This window comes from Amycolatopsis umgeniensis (assembly GCF_014205155.1).
In the GTDB taxonomy this organism is placed as follows: Bacteria; Actinomycetota; Actinomycetes; order Mycobacteriales; family Pseudonocardiaceae; genus Amycolatopsis; species Amycolatopsis umgeniensis.
The window spans coordinates 7,794,305-7,813,789 of the sequence record NZ_JACHMX010000001.1; the positions used below are offsets into that span (position 1 = coordinate 7,794,305).

General features: G+C 68.7%; 17 protein-coding genes and 1 pseudogene. 15 read left to right on the forward strand and 3 right to left on the reverse strand.

Annotated features, from left to right (window positions below):
• Positions 1 to 144 precede the first annotated feature (144 nt).
• From HDA45_RS36365 to HDA45_RS36420, 13 genes are all read left to right on the forward strand, one after another.
• On the forward strand, positions 145 to 939 hold the full coding sequence (locus tag HDA45_RS36365) for a TIGR03084 family metal-binding protein (protein WP_184903137.1): 795 nt from the start codon (positions 145 to 147) through the stop codon (positions 937 to 939).
• The gene (locus tag HDA45_RS36370) at positions 936 to 2,630 is read left to right on the forward strand and encodes an acyclic terpene utilization AtuA family protein (protein ID WP_184903139.1); all 1,695 of its coding nucleotides are present in this window, start codon (positions 936 to 938) and stop codon (positions 2,628 to 2,630) included. Before HDA45_RS36365 ends, HDA45_RS36370 begins: the two co-directional genes overlap by 4 nt.
• Positions 2,627 to 3,775 carry an acyl-CoA dehydrogenase family protein gene (locus HDA45_RS36375; protein WP_184903141.1) on the forward strand — a complete coding sequence of 383 codons (1,149 nt, stop codon included), beginning with the start codon at positions 2,627 to 2,629 and terminating at the stop codon, positions 3,773 to 3,775. Before HDA45_RS36370 ends, HDA45_RS36375 begins: the two co-directional genes overlap by 4 nt.
• Positions 3,772 to 5,370, forward strand: coding sequence for an acyl-CoA carboxylase subunit beta (locus HDA45_RS36380; protein WP_184903143.1), 1,599 nt, complete (start codon positions 3,772 to 3,774; stop codon positions 5,368 to 5,370). The genes HDA45_RS36375 and HDA45_RS36380 overlap by 4 nt, the downstream gene beginning before the upstream one ends.
• Positions 5,371 to 5,379: 9 nt before the next feature.
• Positions 5,380 to 7,332: an ATP-binding protein gene (locus HDA45_RS36385; RefSeq protein ID WP_184903145.1), complete on the forward strand. Its 1,953-nt coding sequence runs from the start codon at positions 5,380 to 5,382 to the stop codon at positions 7,330 to 7,332.
• Positions 7,329 to 8,498, forward strand: a complete 1,170-nt coding sequence (locus tag HDA45_RS36390; protein WP_184903147.1) for an acyl-CoA dehydrogenase family protein — start codon at positions 7,329 to 7,331, stop codon at positions 8,496 to 8,498. The genes HDA45_RS36385 and HDA45_RS36390 overlap by 4 nt, the downstream gene beginning before the upstream one ends.
• Before the next feature lie 10 nt (positions 8,499 to 8,508).
• Positions 8,509 to 9,345 (forward strand): SDR family oxidoreductase, encoded by an 837-nt coding sequence (locus tag HDA45_RS36395; protein WP_184903149.1) that lies wholly within the window; start codon positions 8,509 to 8,511, stop codon positions 9,343 to 9,345.
• Positions 9,342 to 9,983 carry a TetR/AcrR family transcriptional regulator gene (locus HDA45_RS36400; protein WP_184903151.1) on the forward strand — a complete coding sequence of 214 codons (642 nt, stop codon included), beginning with the start codon at positions 9,342 to 9,344 and terminating at the stop codon, positions 9,981 to 9,983. Before HDA45_RS36395 ends, HDA45_RS36400 begins: the two co-directional genes overlap by 4 nt.
• Before the next feature lie 85 nt (positions 9,984 to 10,068).
• Complete coding sequence (locus HDA45_RS36405) at positions 10,069 to 10,338, forward strand: hypothetical protein (protein ID WP_101606846.1); 270 nt, start codon at positions 10,069 to 10,071, stop codon at positions 10,336 to 10,338.
• 278 nt (positions 10,339 to 10,616) lie between these two features.
• Positions 10,617 to 11,159: a hypothetical protein gene (locus HDA45_RS36410; RefSeq protein ID WP_246480899.1), complete on the forward strand. Its 543-nt coding sequence runs from the start codon at positions 10,617 to 10,619 to the stop codon at positions 11,157 to 11,159.
• A 178-nt stretch (positions 11,160 to 11,337) separates the two neighbouring features.
• A complete protein-coding gene (locus HDA45_RS42600) occupies positions 11,338 to 11,700 on the forward strand; it encodes a hypothetical protein (protein WP_246480900.1) in 363 nt (120 codons plus the stop codon).
• Between the two features lie 5 nt (positions 11,701 to 11,705).
• Positions 11,706 to 13,361 carry a hypothetical protein gene (locus HDA45_RS36415; RefSeq protein WP_246480901.1) on the forward strand — a complete coding sequence of 552 codons (1,656 nt, stop codon included), beginning with the start codon at positions 11,706 to 11,708 and terminating at the stop codon, positions 13,359 to 13,361.
• Positions 13,362 to 13,381: 20 nt separating this feature from the next.
• The gene (locus HDA45_RS36420) at positions 13,382 to 14,950 is read left to right on the forward strand and encodes an ABC transporter substrate-binding protein (RefSeq protein WP_343072224.1); all 1,569 of its coding nucleotides are present in this window, start codon (positions 13,382 to 13,384) and stop codon (positions 14,948 to 14,950) included.
• A 95-nt stretch (positions 14,951 to 15,045) separates the two neighbouring features.
• Here the strand turns inward: HDA45_RS36420 and HDA45_RS36425 are convergent, their stop codons facing one another.
• Positions 15,046 to 15,996, reverse strand: coding sequence for a chitinase (locus tag HDA45_RS36425; RefSeq protein ID WP_184903153.1), 951 nt, complete (start codon positions 15,994 to 15,996; stop codon positions 15,046 to 15,048).
• A 229-nt stretch (positions 15,997 to 16,225) separates the two neighbouring features.
• Between HDA45_RS36425 and HDA45_RS36430 the strand changes: the two genes are divergently transcribed.
• Positions 16,226 to 17,485 carry a GGDEF domain-containing protein gene (locus HDA45_RS36430; protein ID WP_246480903.1) on the forward strand — a complete coding sequence of 420 codons (1,260 nt, stop codon included), beginning with the start codon at positions 16,226 to 16,228 and terminating at the stop codon, positions 17,483 to 17,485.
• On the opposite strand, the gene HDA45_RS36435 is transcribed toward HDA45_RS36430, so the two are convergent.
• The gene (locus HDA45_RS36435) at positions 17,482 to 17,946 is read right to left on the reverse strand and encodes a deaminase (protein ID WP_184903155.1); all 465 of its coding nucleotides are present in this window, start codon (positions 17,944 to 17,946) and stop codon (positions 17,482 to 17,484) included. The two genes, HDA45_RS36430 and HDA45_RS36435, sit on opposite strands and share 4 nt — an antisense overlap.
• A gap of 140 nt (positions 17,947 to 18,086) precedes the next feature.
• Here HDA45_RS36435 and HDA45_RS36440 point away from each other — a divergent pair, with 140 nt between their 5' ends.
• Complete coding sequence (locus HDA45_RS36440; protein ID WP_184903157.1) at positions 18,087 to 19,046, forward strand: helix-turn-helix transcriptional regulator; 960 nt, start codon at positions 18,087 to 18,089, stop codon at positions 19,044 to 19,046.
• Between the two features lie 150 nt (positions 19,047 to 19,196).
• Here HDA45_RS36440 and HDA45_RS43290 read toward each other — a convergent pair.
• Positions 19,197 to 19,437: pseudogene (locus HDA45_RS43290) on the reverse strand (IS256 family transposase); the annotation flags it as partial.
• Between the last annotated feature and the right edge of the window lie 48 nt (positions 19,438 to 19,485).

Sequence of the window (19,485 nt, forward strand, 5' to 3'; positions counted from 1 at the left end):
AGCTGAGGGCCGGTCACGCGGGCGCGGGTGGCTGAAGGGGCCCTTCAGCCCGCCCGCCCGTCACGTCACGTCACCAAAACAATCAGGCGTGCTTGATTTTTCCGGCGGAGGGTGCCAGCCTGAGGAGGACGCGAGGAGGCGGGCATGGCTGACCTTGGCGTGATCCTTGGGGATCTCGCGGCGGAAACGCAGGCCATCGACGACGTGGTGGCGGAGCTGCCCGCGTCGGATTGGGCGCGGCAAACCCCGGCCGAAGGCTGGACGATCGCCCATCAGATCGCCCATCTGGCCTGGACGGACCGAAAGGCGCTGATCGCGGCGCGCGGGTCCGAGGCCGAATGGCAGGCCGAGATCGAAGGACTGCTCGCGACGGGGGAGACCTACGTCGACGACGGTGCGGCCGAGGGTGCGAAGACGCCGCCCCGTGAGTTGCTGGCCGAGTGGCGCGCCGGGCGGGCGGAACTCGCGGAGGCGCTCGCCGCGGTGCCCGACGGGCAGAAGATCCCCTGGTACGGGCCGCCGATGAGCGCCGCGTCCATGGTGACCGCGCGGCTCATGGAGACCTGGGCGCACGGTCAGGACATCTTCGACGCGCTCGGCGTCGCGCGCGAGAACACCGGCAGGCTCTGGCACATCGCCCGCTTCGGCACCCGCACTCGCGACTTCGCGTACAAGCTCAACTCGCTCGCCCCGCCCGCCGACGAGTTCCGGGTCGAGCTCACCGCGCCCGACGGCTCCACCTGGGCCTTCGGGCCCGAGGACGCCGAGCAGCGGCTCACTGGGAGCGTCGTCGACTTCTGCCTCGTGGTGACCCAGCGGCGCCATCCCGACGACACCGGCCTGGTCGCGACAGGCGCGGACGTCGAGGAATGGCTCGGGCTCGCGCAGGCCTTCGCCGGGCCTCCCGGAGCGGGACGGCAACCGGGGCAGTTCGCATGACCGGCCCCCTCAGGATCGGCAACGCGTCCGGGTTCTACGGCGACCGGTTCTCCGCGGTCCGCGAGATGCTCACCGGCGGCCCGCTCGACGTGCTGACCGGCGACTACCTGGCCGAGTTGACCATGCTCATCCTCGGCCGAGACCGGATGAAGGATCCGAACCGCGGCTACGCCAAGACCTTCCTCCGTCAGATGGAGGAAAACCTCGCGCTGGCCAAGGAAAAGGGCGTCAAGATCGTCGCGAACGCCGGTGGGCTCAACCCCGCCGGACTCGCCGGCGCGCTCCGTGAGCTCGCCGCGAAACTCGACGTCGACGTCGCCATCGCGCACGTCGAGGGTGACGACCTCATCCAGCGCGCGGAAGAACTCGGCTTCGGCAAGACGCTGACCGCCAACGCGTACCTCGGCGCGTGGGGGATCGCGGAATGCCTGAACGCGGGCGCCGACATCGTCGTGACCGGACGCGTCACCGACGCTTCGGTGATCGTCGGCCCTGCTGCCGCGCACTTCGGCTGGAATCGCGACGACTACGACGCACTGGCGGGTGCTGTCGTGGCCGGGCACGTGATCGAATGCGGCACGCAGGCCACCGGCGGCAACTACGCGTTCTTCACCGAGCACGAGATCGGTGTCCCGGGATTCCCGATCGCCGAGATCTCCGCCGACGGCTCCAGTGTGATCACCAAACATCCCGGCACCGGCGGGATCGTGAACGCCGGAACCGTCACCGCGCAACTGCTCTACGAGATCACCGGCGCCCGCTATGCCGGACCCGACGTCACGACACGGTTCGACACGCTGTCCCTGACCGAGGACGGTCCGGACCGCGTCCGGATCAGCGGCGTCACCGGTGAACCCCCGCCGCCGACGCTCAAGGTCTGCCTGAACGGGCTCGGCGGCTTCCGCAACGAGACGACGTTCGTCCTCACCGGACTGGACGTCGAAGCGAAAGCCGCGCTGGTCAAGGAACAACTGGAGGGCGCGCTCAAAGCACGGCCGCCCGCCGACGTCCGATGGACACTGGCCCGCACGGATCGGCCTGACGCCGAAACCGAGCAGCAGGCGAGTGCGTTGCTGCACGTCGCGGTGAAGGACGCCGATCCGGAAGTGGTCGGACGCGCGTTCAGCGGCGCGGCGATCGAGCTCGCGCTGGCGAGCTACCCCGGCTTCCACGTCACCGCGCCGCCCGCGGCCGCCTCGCCCTACGGCGTTTACCGAGCCGCTTTCGTCGACGCTGGAAAGGTTCCGCACGTCGCCGTCCTGCCGGACGGAACGCGCCGCGACATCGCGCAAGCCGCCGAGACGCTGGACCTGTCCGATGTGGACGAATACGGGCTGCCCGCTCCCTTCACCCAGGCGCAGGTCCGGCGGGCTCCGCTGGGCGAGGTGATCGGCGCCCGCAGCGGGGACAAGGGCGGCAATGCGAACGTCGGCGTCTGGGCGCGCTCCGACGAGACGTGGCGCTGGCTCGCGCACCGGCTGACCGTCACCGAGTTCAAACTGCTGCTCCCGGAGACCGCGGGCCTCGAGGTCCAGCGGCATCTCCTGCCGAACCTGCGGGCGATCAACTTCGTCGTCGAAGGCATCCTCGGCGAGGGCGTCGCGTCGCAGGCGCGGTTCGACCCGCAGGCGAAGGCGCTCGGGGAATGGCTGCGCTCCCGCGAGATCGACATCCCGGAGGCTCTCCTGTGACCGACCCCTTCTTCACGCCGGAACGCGTCGAACTGCGCAAGACCGTCCGGCGGTTCGCCGAAACCGAGATCCTGCCGTACCTCGACGGCTGGGAGCGCGAGGGCGAACTGCCCCGCGACCTGCACCGCAAGGCAGGCGAACTCGGGCTGCTCGGCGTCGGCTTCCCCGAGGAGGTCGGCGGTGGGGGCGGTGACTACCTCGACGCGGTGGTCATCGCCGAGGAACTGCACTACGCGGGCGGTTCCGGCGGACTGTTCGCCTCGCTGTTCACCTGCGGTATCGCCGTCCCGCACATCGCGGCGGCGGGCGATCCGGTGCAGATCGAACGCTGGGTCCGGCCGGCGCTGGAAGGCGCCAAGATCGGCTCGCTCGCGGTCACCGAACCCGATGGCGGCTCCGACGTCGCCGGGATCCGCACCACGGCGGTGCGCGAGGGCGACGAGTACGTCATCAACGGCGCCAAGACCTTCATCACCTCGGGCTGCCGTGCCGACTTCGTGACCACCGTGGTCCGCACCGGGGAATCCGGCGCCCACGGGATCTCGCTCGTCGTCGTCGAACGCGGCACGCCGGGTTTCACCGTGTCCCGCAAGCTGGAGAAGATGGGCTGGCTCTGCTCGGACACCGCCGAGCTGTCCTATGTGGACGTCCGGGTGCCCGCGGAGAACCTGATCGGCGCGGAGAACAGCGGATTCGCCCAGGTCGCCACGCAGTTCGTCACCGAGCGGGTTTCGCTGGCGGTGCAGGGTTACGCGCACGCGCAACGAGCGCTCGACCTGACGCTCGACTGGTGCCGCCTGCGCGAGACCTTCGGCCGTCCGCTGATCTCCCGGCAGCTGGTGCAGCACAAGCTCACCGAGATGGCCCGCAAGATCGACGTCGCGCGGACGTACACCCGGCAGGTCGCGCAGCGGCACGTCGCGGGCGAAGAGGTCATCGCCGAAGCCTGTTTCGCGAAGAACACCGCCGTCGAGACCGCCGAATGGGTGGTCAACGAGGCCGTGCAGCTGCACGGCGGACTCGGCTACATGCGGGAGTCCGAAGTGGAGCGTCACTACCGTGACGTGCGCATCCTCGGCATCGGCGGCGGGACGAACGAGATCCTCACCGGCTTGGCCGCGAAGCGATTGGGATACACCGCATGAGCACCATCAGGTCCACTGTGGACGAACGAAGCGAGGAGTTCGCCGCCAATCGCGAGTCCATGCTCGGCAAACTGGCCGAGATCGACGGCGAGCACGCCAAGGCGATCGCGGGCGGCGGCGAGAAGTACGTCACCCGGCACCGCAAACGCGGCAAGCTGCTGGCCCGGGAGCGGATCGAGCTCCTCCTCGACGAGGACTCGCCGTTCCTGGAGCTGTCTCCGCTGGCGGCCTGGGGTTCGGACTATCAGGTCGGCGCCAGCGTGATCACCGGAATCGGCGTCGTCGAAGGCGTCGAGTGCATGATCTCGGCGAGCGACCCCACGGTCAAAGGCGGGGCCAGCAACCCGTGGACGGCCAAGAAGAGCTACCGCGCCGCGGACATCGCCGCACAGAACCGGCTGCCGGTGATCAACCTCGTCGAGTCCGGCGGGGCCGATCTGCCGACGCAGAAGGAGATCTTCATCCCCGGCGGCCGGATCTTCCGCGACATCACGCGGTCTTCGGCGGCCAAAGTGCCCACGATCGCGCTGGTGTTCGGCAACTCGACCGCCGGCGGCGCGTACCTGCCCGGCATGTCGGACTACGTCGTGATGGTCAAGGAACGGGCGAAGGTGTTCCTCGGCGGGCCGCCGCTGGTCAAGATGGCCACCGGTGAGGAGTCCGACGACGAATCGCTCGGCGGCGCCGAAATGCACGCCCGCACGTCGGGCCTCGCCGACTACCTCGCGGCCGACGAGGAGGACGCGATCCGGCTCGGCCGCAGCATCGTCAAGCGGCTCAACTGGAGCAAGCAGGGCCCGACGCCGAAACCGGACTACGCCGAGCCGCTGTACTCCGCCGAAGACCTGCTCGGCATCGTGCCCACCGATCTCAAGGTGCCGTTCGATCCGCGCGAGGTGATCGCCAGGGTCGCCGACGGTTCGGACTTCGACGAGTTCAAACCCTTGTACGGCAGCAGTCTCGCCACCGGCTGGGCGAGCATCCACGGCTACCCGGTCGGCGTCCTCGCCAACGCCCAAGGCGTGCTTTTCGGCGAGGAATCGCAGAAGGCGGCCCAGTTCATCCAGCTGGCCAACCAGATCGACACACCGCTGGTCTTCCTGCACAACACCACCGGCTACATGGTCGGCAAGGAATACGAGCAGAGCGGCATCATCAAACACGGCGCGATGATGATCAACGCCGTGTCGAACTCGAAGGTGCCGCATCTGTCGGTGCTCATGGGTGCCTCGTATGGCGCCGGGCATTACGGCATGTGCGGCCGTGCCTACGATCCCCGCTTCCTGTTCGCCTGGCCCAGCGCGAAATCCGCGGTCATGGGACCGCAGCAGTTGGCCGGGGTGCTGTCCATCGTGGCCCGTGCGGCCGCCGCGTCGCGAGGCCAGGACTACAACGAGGAGCACGACGCCGCCATGCGAGCCATGGTGGAGGGGCAGATCGAGCTGGAGTCGATGCCGATGTTCCTCTCCGGGATGCTCTACGACGACGGGATCATCGATCCCCGCGACACCCGCACGGTGCTCGGGCTCAGCCTGTCCGTGATCCACAATGGACCAGTGAAGGGCGCCGAAGGCTTCGGCGTCTTCCGGATGTAGGGGCCTCAAGTGATCGAGAAACTCCTGGTCGCCAACCGCGGGGAGATCGCCCGCCGCGTGTTCCGCACCTGCCGTGACGCCGGGATCGGCACGGTCGCGGTGTTCTCCGACGCGGACGCCGACGCGCCGCACACCGCCGAGGCGGATGTCGCCGTCCGGTTGCCGGGCAACGCGCCGTCCGACACCTACTTGCGGGCCGAGCTGCTGATCAAGGCGGCCGTCGAGACCGGCGCCGACGCGATCCACCCCGGCTACGGCTTCCTTTCCGAGAACGCCGCGTTCGCCCGCGCCGTCCTCGACGCCGGGCTCACCTGGGTCGGCCCGCCGCCGGAGGCCATCGAGAGCATGGGCTCCAAGGTCGAGTCCAAGCGGATGATGGCCGACGCCGGTGTCCCGATCCTGTCCGAATTGGACCCGGCCGAGGTCACCGAAGCCGATCTTCCCTTGCTGGTCAAGGCATCCGCCGGTGGTGGCGGACGCGGGATGCGCGTCGTGCGCTCGCTGGGCGAGCTCGCCGAGGCTGTCGAAGGAGCGAGCGCGGAGGCCGCTTCGGCCTTCGGGGACCCGACCGTGTTCTGCGAGCGGTACCTGGAGACCGGGCGCCACATCGAGGTCCAGGTGCTCGCCGACACCCACGGCACGGTGTGGGCGGTGGGGGAGCGGGAGTGCTCGATCCAGCGCCGTCACCAGAAGGTCGTGGAAGAGGCGCCGTCGCCGTTCGTCGACGAAGCCATGCGGGAGGCCTTGTTCGACGCCGCGCGCAAGGCCGCGCAGGCGATCGACTACGTCGGCGCAGGAACGGTCGAGTTCCTCGCCGGACCGGACGGGCGGTTCTACTTCCTCGAGATGAACACCCGGCTCCAGGTGGAGCACCCGGTCACCGAGGTCACGACAGGGCTCGACCTCGTCGCGCTGCAGTTGCGGATCGCCGAGGGCGAGCACCTGCCGATCGAGGAGCCGGAGACCCGGGGCCACGCGATCGAGGTCCGGCTCTACGCCGAAGACCCGGCCGCGGGCTGGCAGCCGCAGAGCGGCACTTTGCATCGCTTCGAGCTTCCCGCCGCGCAGCGGGAATTCGAAGTGGGACCGGGTGTCCGGCTCGACTCCGGGTTCGTCAGCGGCCAGACCGTCGGTGTGCACTACGACCCGATGCTCGCCAAGGTCATCGCCTTCGCCCCGGATCGCCGGAGTGCGGCGCGGGCCTTGGCCGGAGCGCTGGCCGGTGCGGAGATCCACGGCGTGGTGACCAACCGCGATCTGCTGGTGAACGTGCTGCGGCACGAGGCCTTCCTCGCGGGCGAGACCGACACGGCGTTTTTCGATCGGCACGGCCTGGACACGCTGGCGAAGCCACTGGCCACTGTGGACACCGTACGGATTTCCGCGCTGGCGGCCGCTTTGGCGGGCGCCGCGGTGAACCGCTCGGGCGCCCGGGTTCAGGGACGGCTGCCGAGCGGTTGGCGCAATGTCCGCTCGCAAGGGCAGCGCAAACGCTTCCTCCAGGGCGAAGACGAAATCGAGGTTGTCTACACCCTCGGCCGTGACGGCCTGCGCGCCGACGGTTTCGCAGGCGTCGAACTGGTTTCGGCCGATGGCGGCAGTGTCGTCCTGGAGGTCGCCGGGGTACGGCGGAAGTTCACCGTCGCGCGCTACGACGGCGCCGTGTACGTCGATTCGCCGGAAGGCACCGTGGAACTGACCGTGGTGCCGAGGTACGCGGATCCGGACGCGGCGCTCGCCGCCGGTTCGCTCGTGGCGCCGATGCCGGGCACGGTCGTCCGGCTCGCTGTCGAGGCCGGTGACACCGTCAAGACCGGCGATCCGTTGCTGTGGCTGGAAGCGATGAAGATGGAACACCGGATCGCGGCGCCCGCCGACGGCGTCGTGACCGAACTCCCGGTGGTCGTCGGACAACAGGTCGAAGTGGGCACGATCCTCGCGGTGGTAGGAGAGAACGAATGAACGCGATGAACTTCACCGAGCCCGAGGAGCGCGCCGCGCTGCGGGCGGCGGTCGCCGAACTCGGCAAGAAGTACGGGCACGAGTACTACTCGAAGCAGGCCCGCGCCGGGCTCAAGACCGAGGAACTGTGGGCCGAGGCCGGACGGTTGGGCTACCTCGGCGTGAACCTGCCCGAGGAGTACGGCGGAGGGGGAGCGGGGATCGCGGATCTGGCCGCGGTGCTGGAGGAACTCGCCGCGGCGGGCTGCCCGCTGCTGCTCATGGTCGTGTCGCCGGCGATCTGCGGGACGGTCATCTCGAGGTTCGGCACCGACGAGCAGAAGAAGCGCTGGCTGCCCGGGATCGCCGACGGCAGCAGGCGGATGGTCTTCGCGATCACCGAACCGGACGCCGGGTCGAACTCCCACAAGATCACCACCACCGCGAAACGCGACGGCGGCGATTGGGTCCTCAGTGGACGGAAGGTCTACATCTCCGGTGTCGACGAGGCGGACGCCGTCCTGGTCGTCGGCCGCACCGAGGACTCGAAGACCGGCAAGCTCAAGCCCGCGCTGTTCATCGTCCCGACCGACTCGCCCGGCTTCGAGTACAAGCAGATCGAGATGGACATCGTCTCGCCGGAGAAGCAGTTCGGCCTGTTCCTCGACGACGTCCACCTGCCCGCCGACGCGCTGGTCGGCGAGGAGGACGCGGCGATCGCGCAGCTGTTCGCCGGGCTCAACCCCGAACGCATCATGGGCGCGTCGTTCTCGCTCGGCATCGCGCGGTACGCGCTGGGCAAGGCCGTCGCCTACGCCAACGAGCGCAAGGTGTGGCGGGGCGAGCCGATCGGCACCCACCAGGGTCTCGCGCATCCGCTGGCCGAGATCAAGATCGAGCTGGAACTGGCCAAGCTCATGACGCAGAAGGCGGCGTCGCTCTACGACTCCGGCGACGACTTCGGCGCGGGCGAGTCGGCGAACATGGCGAAGTACGCGGCCGCCGAGGTCGCGATCCGCGCCGTCGACCAGGCCGTGCAGACCCACGGCGGCAACGGTCTCGCCAGCGAGTACGGGCTGGGCACGCTGGTCGCGGCCGTCCGGCTCGGCCGGATCGCGCCGGTGAGCCGCGAGATGGTGCTCAACTTCGTCGGCCAGCACAGCCTCGGCCTGCCCCGCTCCTACTGAGGAGGCGTCCATGAGCACGCTCAATGGCAAAACGATCATCATTTCCGGTGGCAGCCGCGGGATCGGCGAGGCCATCGCGGTCCGCGCCGCCCGCGACGGGGCGAACATCGCCCTGCTGGCCAAAACCGCTGAGCCGCACCCGAAACTGCCGGGCACCGTCTACACCGCGGCCAAGGCGATCGAGGACGCGGGCGGGCAGGCGTTGCCGATCGTCGGCGACGTCCGCGACGACACCTCGGTCGAGGCTGCGATCGCGCGGACCGCGGAGCAGTTCGGCGGCATCGACATCGTGCTGAACAACGCCAGCGCGATCGATCTGACGCCGACCGAGTCGGTCAGCATGAAGCGCTACGACCTGATGCAGGACATCAACGCGCGCGGATCGTTCCTGCTGTCGAAACTCGCCATCCCGTATCTGAAACTGGCGGACAACGCCCACATCCTGACGCTGTCGCCGCCGATCAGCCTCGACGAGAAATGGTTCCAGGCCGGGCATCTCGCGTACAGCATCGCGAAGTACTCGATGAGCCTGGTGACCGTCGGGCTGGCGGCGGAACTGCGGCAGTTCGGGATCGCGGCGAACTCGTTGTGGCCGCGCACCACGATCGACACGGCCGCGATCCGGAACGTCGTCGGCGCCGAACTGGCGGCGAAGTCGCGGACGCCGGAGATCATGGCGGACGCGGCGCACGCGATCCTCACCAAACCGAGCCGTGAGGCGTCGGGAAATTTCTATCTCGACGACGAGGTGCTCGCCGCCGAGGGGGTCACGGACTTCTCGAAGTACCGCGTCGGCGGGTCCGAGGAAGACCTGCAGCTCGATTTCTGGGTCGAAGAGCGGCGATGATCCGCGAACCGCAACAGGAACGCAGCCGGACGACTCGGCGGCGGCTGGTCGAGGCCGCCGTCGAGACGATCGGGGAGCTGGGCTGGAACGGGACCACGGTGGCGGTCATCGCCGAACGTGCCGGGGTCTCGCGCGGTGCCGCCCAGCACCACTTCCCGACCAGGGAAGACCTGGTCGCGGCCGCGGTCGAGCACGTCGGCGAGATCCAGATCGTGGAACTGCGCGCCCGCGCGGCGGAACTGCCGTCGGGGCGGTCGCGGATCGAACGGGCCGTCGACATGGTGCTCAACCTCTACAGCGGGCCGATGTTCCGCGCCGCGCTCCACCTGTGGGTCGCGGCGTCGACCGACGAAGGGCTGCGCGCGACCCTGGTGCCGCTGGAGGCGCGGGTCGGCAGGGAAGCACACCGGGTGACCGTCGAACTTCTCGGCGTCGACGAGTCCCACGAGGGTGTCCGTGAGCTGGTCCAGGCCACTCTCGATCTTGCCCGGGGCCTCGGGCTGGCGAATCTGCTGACCGACGACACGAAGCGCCGCAAGCAGATCGTCGCCCAGTGGGCCAGGGTTCTGGAGCCCACCTTGGTGCTGGCAAAAAGCAAGAAGATCGAACGGAACGTAGAGAATCCCGGGAACGTCTGAGATCTTGTTAACACTGATGGAGCAGCGACCGATAACACGGTGTAAGTGCTGCTGATTCGGGTGGCTGATCGAGAGAGGTAATCCGGTGTCCGGTTCAGAGGTCGAGTTGTCCCATCGAGCCATGGCGATGCTGCGAGCGGTCGCGGCCCGCCGAGCCCAGATGTCGTGCAGCTGCGAGCCGGACCTCTTCATCGACGGGTTCGCCTGTTGTGACCAGATGACCGCGCACGCCCTCGCCCACGGCGGTTACATCCGCCCCGCCGAGTCCACCGGTCTCTCCGCCGTCACCGGTCGCGTGCCCGCCGAGCTGACCGAAGCGGGCGAGGCCGCGATCGCGGTCACCGCGGCTGCCTGATCCACCGGCGAGTCGTCCGCCCAGTCACGCGTGTCGTCCACCTGATCACGTGTGCCGTCCGAGCACATGCGCGCTGGAGAGAACACCTGGGGTCGGACGGACGACACGCGTGATGGAATGGACGACACGCGATCGCGGTCACCGCGGCTGCCTGACCCTTCACCGCACGTCTGTCCGCTGTGGACGGGCAACCGTTTACAACCGGCTCCCGCGTTCCTAGGATCCACCCCGGGATGAGGCCGTCGCGCTGAGCGACGGACCGGGGTTTGGAGGTGCCGATGGCACGCACGGCTCGCCGCGACAACGGTGGGGACGCCCTGAGCGAGCTGATGCGGAAGGCCGGCGCGGCACCCCGTCGCCGGGGACCGCGCGGGCCGAAGCACCGGGCCCCGCTCGTCACCGGTCCCGGAAGCGGGAAGCTCCGGCGGATTTCGGCGCTTTCTGCGGGTGGCGTCGTCGTCGGTGGCCTCTTGGCCGTGCTGCTCACCCCGGCCGACTCGGCCGAGGTCATCCCGGGAATGCCGCTCCCGCCGCCGTCGCTGACCATCGCCCCGCAGGCCGTCGAGGTCCCGGACGACGCGGTGCCTTCACCCGTCCCGTCGGGGCCGGCGGGCGGCAGCGTCGCGCCCCCGCCGCCACTGACCGCGTCGATGAACGGTTCGGAGACGCCGTCTCCCACGCCGACGCCCGTCCCCGCCCCCGAAGAAAGGCGGGATCCGCGCGCCGGGCATCGCGACCACGATTGGTACTACGACTGGTACTACGGCGGATATCCCGGCGGTTACCAAGGCGGCGGCCGTCGGCCGCAATGGGGCGGCTAGCGCCGATCGGGTGAAGAGGCGGTATCGCTCACCGTCGAAAAAGAATTACGATTCCCGCCGGATTTCGTCCTTTCGTGTCTGGTGTGATTGTTCCTGTGTTCCGGCTTCCCCCGGGTACCTACGATGGTCCGCACTCTCCATTCCCCGTCGGAGCACAGCTAGGGGCTGAACAGGAAAAATGAGTGTGGACCGACATTCTCCCGCGGTGCAGCTCGCCCGGAGAATGCTCATCAACCGCGAGACGGGGAACCCGTCCCGCCAGCAGCCGGTGACGCTGCTGCTCGGACCGGTCGGTTCGGGAAAGACCACGGCATTGGAAGCGATCCGCCGTGACCTGGGCTGGGGTGTCGTCCACGCCGGATTCGATTTCGGGCAGGGCGGCAGAGCGGGCACGATCGACGTGCTCACGAAACTGGCGTACTCGTTGTCGAGGAAATGGCGAAATCGGCCGAAACCGCAGTTCGTTCGTTTCACCATTGCGTTGATCGCAGTTCAGGCGGAACTTCCGGGCGAAAACGTGACGAAGACCTGGCGCAACTGAAGTCGTTGATCACCAGTTTCCACGGGATCATCTGGACGCCGGCGCTCGACAAAGCGCTCGACACGCTGACGGAAACGGCGAAGGCGACCGGCCTCGTCGAACCCCCGTACGCGGAGTTGTTCCGCCAGACGTTCCCGCATCTGGTCCGGAACATCCGGCCGAGGCTCGGCAAGGCACTGCGCTCGCTGGCCGACTTCCCCAACGCCGAGGGACGGTCCCCGTTCGACGCGCTGCTCGAACTCAACCGCCTCGCGCACGGCAGCGCCCGTGACGCCAAGGCCGTCACCGAGTGGCTGATGGCGGCGTTCCTCGGCGACGTCCGGGAGAACCATCCGCGGATGGCCAGACCGGAGGAGAAGAGCCCTTGCGACTGCGACATCTCGCAGCAGCGCAAGCACTGGCACAACTGGGTCGTGGCCCTCGACGACGTCGACCATCCCGGCGGGACCGAGTTCCTCGCCGATCTGATCGCCGCACGGGAACGGCATGCCGTCCAGCATCCGAACGACCGCGAGGCCCACGACGCGCTGCTGGTCGTCGCCACCAGCGGCCGGTGGCATGACGACTGGGGCACCGCGTGGCTGGCGCCGTGGAAACCCGCGTCCGGCGCCCCGGCCGCCGTCCGGCCGATGGCGGACTGCGAGGAGGCCTCGTACGAAGACTGGGCGCACCCGGCCCACGGCGCGCTCGACTCGCCCTACTACCCCGTCCGGATCTCGCCGCAGCCGATCGGGCGGATCGCGCGTGTCCTCGATTCCGGCGCGCTGACCCCGAAGGTCGCGCTCGCGCACCGGGCGACCGGCGGGCTGCCCGCGGCGGTCGAGCAGCTCGCGAAACGGTTGCGGGCCAGCGACGCGCGGGAAGGCGACCGCGACCTGCTCATCACCGATCCCCTCGGTGAGCAGGATCCCTGCTACCGCAGGCTGACCGAGCTCGATCTGACCGAGCACCTCGACGGCGTCCACATCGACGACTTCGTGACCGCGGCCCCGTTCGCGACCGCGCCCTGGCTGATCCCGGACGCCGCGCAGAGCCGGATCGACCAGCCGCATGTCGGGCGGATCCTGACCGAGCTGCGCACCGCGCTGTGGGTGACGGCGAAGAACTCGAAGGGCACGACCGACGACCAGGCGGCCCTGCATCCGTGGATCGCCGCGAACCTGGTGTCCGCGCTGGCCCGGCGCGGCGCCGGGCCGACCTACACCGAGCAGTTCATGGCCCTGCGCGACGATCCGGACACCGCGCAGGATCCGGTGCGCCTCGCCTACTGCAACCTCGCGCTGGGCGACATCGGCGAGGTGGTCACGTTCTTCGAGCGCGAGTTCAACCGGATCCCGCACGCGGAATGGGTCGCGAAGCTCGAGCTCGTCCTGAACGCGCCGGACGATCTGCCGCCCGAGCGGGATCACGGGGAGCTGTACGAGGAACTGGTCAACCTGGACATCGCGCGCCGTCCCGCCGACCGGTCCGAGATCCGCAACAACGTCGCCCGGCTCATCGCGGCGGGATGGCTGACCGCCAACCCGTTCGCGGTCCGCGGGCAGGAACAGCACCGGGTGATCGCGAACGCCTTCGCCGCGCTGGCCACCACCTCGCATCAGCCCGATGTCGGCGCGCTCGTGTCGGCCAAGGAAGCCGCCCGTCGCGGCGAATTCCCCTGAACCCCGAACGGAACCCCGTTGTGTCTTGGCTCGATTCGTTGAAAACCCATATGCCCGAGGCCCGCGAACGCGCGGCGACGGGACCGCCGGTGCGGCCCCGCGGCTGGGCACGCCGTCATCGAGCGCTGCTGATCGCCGTCGTGCTCGTGCTGGTGGGTGCCACGCTGGTGATACTCAGGCCGTGGGAGTCGTGTGGTGCCGGGCTGCGCTCGGTGTACGCGGACGAGGAGTCGACAGGCTCGTCGTACGTGTGCGTCGGGTTGAACCTCGACTCCGGCCCGATGCGGGACGACGATCCGCTCGAACCGCTGGAAAAGCTCATCAAGAGCCGCAACGAGGCGGTGGGCGAGAACTTCAAGACCATCGTGGTGCTGGAGAATCTGTCCCCCGACCCGAAGGTCGACAGCCAGCCGTTCCCCTTCATCCGGCGTGAGGTCCAGGGCGCGATCACCGCCGCCTGGCCGAAGAACGGGCCACCGGGGATCAAACTGCTGCTGGCCAACTACGGGAGCAACGCCGACCACTGGCGTGCCGCCGCCGAGGAGATCGTCGCCGCGGCCGCCGCCCAGCGCATCGTGGCCGTCACCGCCGTCGGCAACAGTTCGGAGAACAGCCGGGCCCTGGTGGCCGAGTTGTCCCAGCACGGGATCGCCACGATCGGCGCGACCCCCACCGCCGACAACATGAACACGGATTTGAAGGGCGCGCGGATCGACAACTTCTTCCGTGTGGGCCCGACGAACACCGACGAAGCCCGTGCCGCGGCCGGGTACATCGCCGCGCACGGTTTCCGTCGCGTGATGATGATCCAGGGAGTCAGCAAGGAGGACACCTACGCGACAACGCTCGCGGAGGCCTTCCAGAACACGTCGAAGATCCCGGTCGTCTTCACGAAGACCTACGACGTCAAACCGCTCGCCGACACCTCGCGCGAGGCGTATCTGCGGGGCCTGTTCAGCAGATGGCACAACGACATCTGCGGCGCGAAACCCGATCTGATCTACTTCGCGGGCCGCGGGCTCGATCTCGGCGCGCTCGTGGCGGCGCTGGCCGGGGACGGCGCCTGCGAAGGACTCGATTCGGTGACCGTGATGACCGGGGACGACGCGAGCACACTCGCCGGGAACCCTTTGGCGCTGAACAAGGACATCAGCGTCCGGCTCCGCTACACGGCGCTCGCCTATCCCGACCAGTGGGATATGTTCACCTCGGACGCGGCGTATCCGACGTACAAGAAGAACCACGACAACTTCGTCGCCGAATTCACCGGCACCCACGGTTTTCCGAAGAGTGAACTGTGGGACGGTGCCGCGATGATCGAGCACGACGCCGTCGCCGCGGCTGTCGAGGCGGCCGTGCAGAACGTGTCGGCGGATCCGGTTTCGGTGGCGAATGTGTTGCGCAGCATCGACTGCAACTCGCCGGTGCCCGGCGCCACCGGATTCGTGGCGTTCGACCAGACGACGGGGAACCAGCTCGACAAGGCGTTGCCGATCCTGTCCATCGACCCGGACGGTTCGGTGCATCCGGTCGACCTCGTGTGGTCGCGGGGGCGTCCGCTGAACACCGAGCCGGACTGCGGCCGCTGATCGGGACCGTCGGCGAAGCGCCGTGAAGGCCTCCTTCCCTACTTTGAGCGTAGGGAAGGAGGCCTTCACGTACTGACACCGGTGGGGAACGGAAGTCAGCCGGTGTAACCCGCCACGATCTTCGTGTAGTCGTACTTGCCCTGTGCGATTCCCGCGCAGTTGTTGCAATCGCGGTTCACCGCCCAGAACGACAGCCGCGCGAGATGTTTGCTCGCCGCGTAGTCGCGGATCGCCCGGAAGTCGGCGACGCTGACGGTCTCGCCCGCCACGTCGGTCTTCCCGTTCATCGACGAGAGTCCGCTGCGCCGGTAGGCCGCGTCGTCGCTCAGGCCGAAGGTGGACTTCACGACGTTCTTCAGCCCGTCCACGGCGCTGCGGGTCTTGCCCGCCATGTCACCGCCGCTGGAGAAGTCGAACGGCATGACCGACCACGCGTCGACACCCGCGCCGAGCACCTTCGACTGGTTGATCAGCCGCTTTCCGGTCGCGTTGGGGCCGCCGACCTCGGTCGGGATGGTGATGACCACGCGCAGGCCGGGGTTCTTCTGCTTCGTGATCTTGATGGCGTTCAGGATCCGGTCCTGGACGGTGTAGTTCTCGAACTCGTCGGTGTTCTCGATGTCGAGGTCGATCGCCTTGAGTTTGTAGGCGTCGATGACCTTCTGGTACGCGCCGGCGAGTGCCGCGGGTGTGCCGCACTTCGTGCCGAGCTTCGTACCGGACCAGCCGCCGAACGACGGGATGACGTCGCCGCCCTTGGCCCGGATGTTGTTGATCATCGTGGCGTCGGAGCCGGTGAGCGAACGGCTGCCGTCCCATTTCGGGTTGCAGCCGCCGTCGGAGAGGATGAACGCGAGGGTGAAGGCCTTGACCCCGGTGGCGTTCATCGCGGCGATCGGGTCCGTCTGTCCCGACCACTGGTACAGATAAGGCGAGGCCAGCACCGCGTCCGGGGCCGCCGAAGCGACGGGGGCGAGGCCGACGGCCGTGGCGAGAGCGGCGCCGACGGTGGTGACCAGTGTTGCCCAGCGTCGTAAGGAATTCATCGGTCCTCCAACTGGTACGCGCGCAGCGATGCGCGCAGGTGTGGAGCACCTCCGTCTTGACGCGGCGTATCAACCGGGAGGTCACTGTGTGCTCCCTCACAGTGGACTAGACCATTGAGGACTGTCAAGAATTCACCGGATTTCCCGGCCGGAACGACCGACCTTAGTAGGGGGGTCATGACCCGGAAAGCGGATCGACACCACCGCGATTACCGGCTAGTTTGCCGAAATGGTGGGGGACTCCCTGATGGCGACCGGAAGCCGCGGCCGAAGAGACCGGCTCGCCGTGCCGCGGCGGATGCTGGGGACCTGGAGCCTGTGGGAACTACCCAGGCGGGGCCTGATCGGGTACCTGCTCCTCGTTGATGTGGCCGCTTTGGCCGCCACCACCTACCTCTTCGTGCTGCGGCCGCCCGCGTCGTCGTCGCTGCTGCCGTTTTTCGCACTGCTGGGCGGAATGATCCTCAGTTCGGAGGTTTCGCGTCCGGTCGAGCGGTCCCGCGCCGACACCCGCCTCGGCGCCGGACTGGACGCGGCCTGGATCTTCGCGGGCGCGCTGCTGTTGCCGCCCGCGCTGGCCGCCGTGCTCGTCGTCGTCTCGGCGGGCTACCGCTGGTGTCGGATCCGGCGAGGAATCCCGCACCGCCAGGTGTTCGCGGCTTCCGCCACCATGCTTTCGGCGCTCGGCGCCTCGATCATCCCGGTGCTGCTGGGGGCGCCTCCGTTCATCGACGCGACAAGGGATTTCGAAAGTTTCGCCCTGGTTTTCGCGACCGGCCTGGTGTTCCTGTCCGTCGACGCGGCTTTGGCCGCGCCGGCGGCCGAATTCGGGGCGGAACCGTCGGGATTCGCCTTCGACGCGGCGATGGTCGCGTTCGGATTGCTGCTCGCGTGGTCGGCGGTGGACTGGCCGTTCGTCACCGTGGTACTCGCCGGTGCGCTCGTGGTGCTGCACCGGGCGGGGACGATGCGCGCCCTGCGCGGTCACGCGAGTACGGACGCCGGGACCGGACTGCTCACGGCGTCGTCCTGGTTGGACGGTGCCCGCACCCAATTCGACCTGCTTCGGGCCAGTGGCGCCGATCTTTCGCTGCTGATGCTCGACCTCGACCATTTCGCCCGGCTCAACGACAGGCACGGCAGGCACGTCGGAGACGACGTCCTTCGTGCCGTGGCGGACACCTTGCGCGCGGAGGTCCGCGCGGCGGATCTGGTCGGCCGGTTCGGCGGCGAAGAGTTCGTCGTCCTGCTGCCCGGGACGAGCCGGTTCGACGCGCACGCGATCGCCGAACGGATCCGGCTGCGGATCTCATCGACGTTCGTCTCACTGGGTGGGACGTTCGCCGGGGCCACCGTCTCGATCGGGGTCTCGTCGCATCCCGCCGACGGCGACACGCTCGACAGGCTCGTCGGCGCGGCGGATCAGGCGCTGCGCGCGGCGAAGGCCGCCGGGCGCAACAGGACGGTCGTCTTCGAGACCGAGGACTAGCTCTCCGTCGGGACGCCGATGTCCTCGAACCACAGCTCCGGATGGTCCTGGATGAACTCGGTCATCAACGCGGTGCACGCCGGGTCGTCGAGCAGGGTGATCTCGACGCCGTTCTCCTCGAGCCAGCCGTGCCCGCCCTCGAACGTGGTGGCCTCGCCGATGATCACCCGGCCGATGCCGAACTGGCGCACCAGCCCGCTGCAATACCAGCAGGGGGAGAGGGTGGTGACCATGATCGTGTCCCGGTAGTGCGGCCGCCTGCCCGCGTTCCGGAACGCGGAGGTCTCGGCGTGCATCGACGGGTCGCCGTCCTGGACCCGGCGGTTGTGCCCGCGGCCGAGGAGGACGCCGTCGGTGTCGAACAACGCGGCGCCGATCGGGACCCCGCCCTCGGCCTTGCCGAGTTCGGCTTCCTCGCGGGCGACGGACAGGAGTTGCGCGGGATCGATCACGGGGCTCACCTTACGGACTCGCGCGGCCGCTGTGGCTGCTGGTGCACGTGGGGCGGACTTACAGTAACCATCCACCGCTCACGAGGCCAATGCGGACCGGAACTGTCCTCGATGTCTGCCACACTCCTCCCCATGAAGCGAGCGAACCGATGACCACGGGCACGTCGGCACGGCTGCTGCGACTGCTGTCCCTGCTGCAGGCGCGGCGGGACTGGCCGGGTGCCGATCTGGCCGATCGGCTGCGGGTGGACGTCCGCACGGTCCGGCGTGACGTCGAGCGGCTGCGGGAGCTGGGCTACCCGGTGCATGCCACACCGGGGGTCGCGGGCGGGTACCGGCTCGGCGCCGGGGCCGCGCTGCCGCCGTTGCTGCTGGACGACGACGAGGCCGTCGCGGTCGCCGTCGGGCTCCGCACGGCCGCGAACGGGACGGTGTCCGGTATCGAGGAGACCTCGGTGCGCGCGCTCGCGAAACTCGAGCAGGTGCTGCCCGCCCGCCTGCGCCACCGGGTGACCGCGCTGAACACCGCGATGATGCCGCTCGGCGGCGTCGTCCCGGTCATCGACGCGGAGGCGCTGACGGTCATCGCGTCCGCGTGCCGTGACCATCAGCGGCTCCGGTTCGGGTACAGCAGTCACAAGGGCGACGTCAGCGAGCGCTACATCGAGCCGCTGCGCCTGGTGCACACCGGACGCCGCTGGTACCTGGTCGCTTTCGACCTCGACCGTGACGACTGGCGGACCTTCCGTGTCGACCGCATCGACGGCGTCCCGGACACGAGTTTCCGCTTCACGCCCAGGGAACCGCCCGCCGAGGACCTCGCGGCCTACGTCTCCCGCAAGATCACGTCATCGCCGTATCCGTACCAGATGGTGCTGAGGGTGCACGCCTCGGCGGAAGCGCTCGCCGAGCACGTGTCACCGACCGTCGGGACGATCGAAGCCATCGACGAGCACACCTGCCGGGTCAGGGTCGGATCCAACGACCTTTCCGTGATGCCCTACTACCTCGCCCACTGGGACGTCGATTTCGTCGTGGAGGAGGCGCCGGACGAGGTCAAGGAGCGGCTACGACTGGTCGCCGACCGCTTCGCGCGCGCGGTCGTCTGAGTCCGAAGTGGACTGTGCGGCTCGTTTGGCGCGTTTGGCCAGCAGGCCGATCGAACCGAGCGAGATCAGGGCCAGCACGATGATGTAGAGCGAAACCGACATCGAGGTCCCGGTGGATTCCAGCAGCAGCACCATGATGAACGGCGCGAGCCCGCCGCCGACGACCGCGCTGATCTGATAGCCGAGGTGATCGGTGATCTCGCCCTCGAGCGCGGACTCCAGCAACCGCTTGGTCAGCTGCTGCAGCACCCCGCCCTCACCAGTCAGCTTCAGCCCGCTGGCCTTGGCGCTGCTCAGCAACTGCGCGATGAGCTGCTCGTCCAAGCCATCCAGACCGGTCAAGGGGCTTCGAGTCCTCAGCGTTCTCCACGCCAGACATCATGTCGGTCATCAGGCACACTTCCATGATCGGGATTTACACCGCTCCTTTACAGTCCCT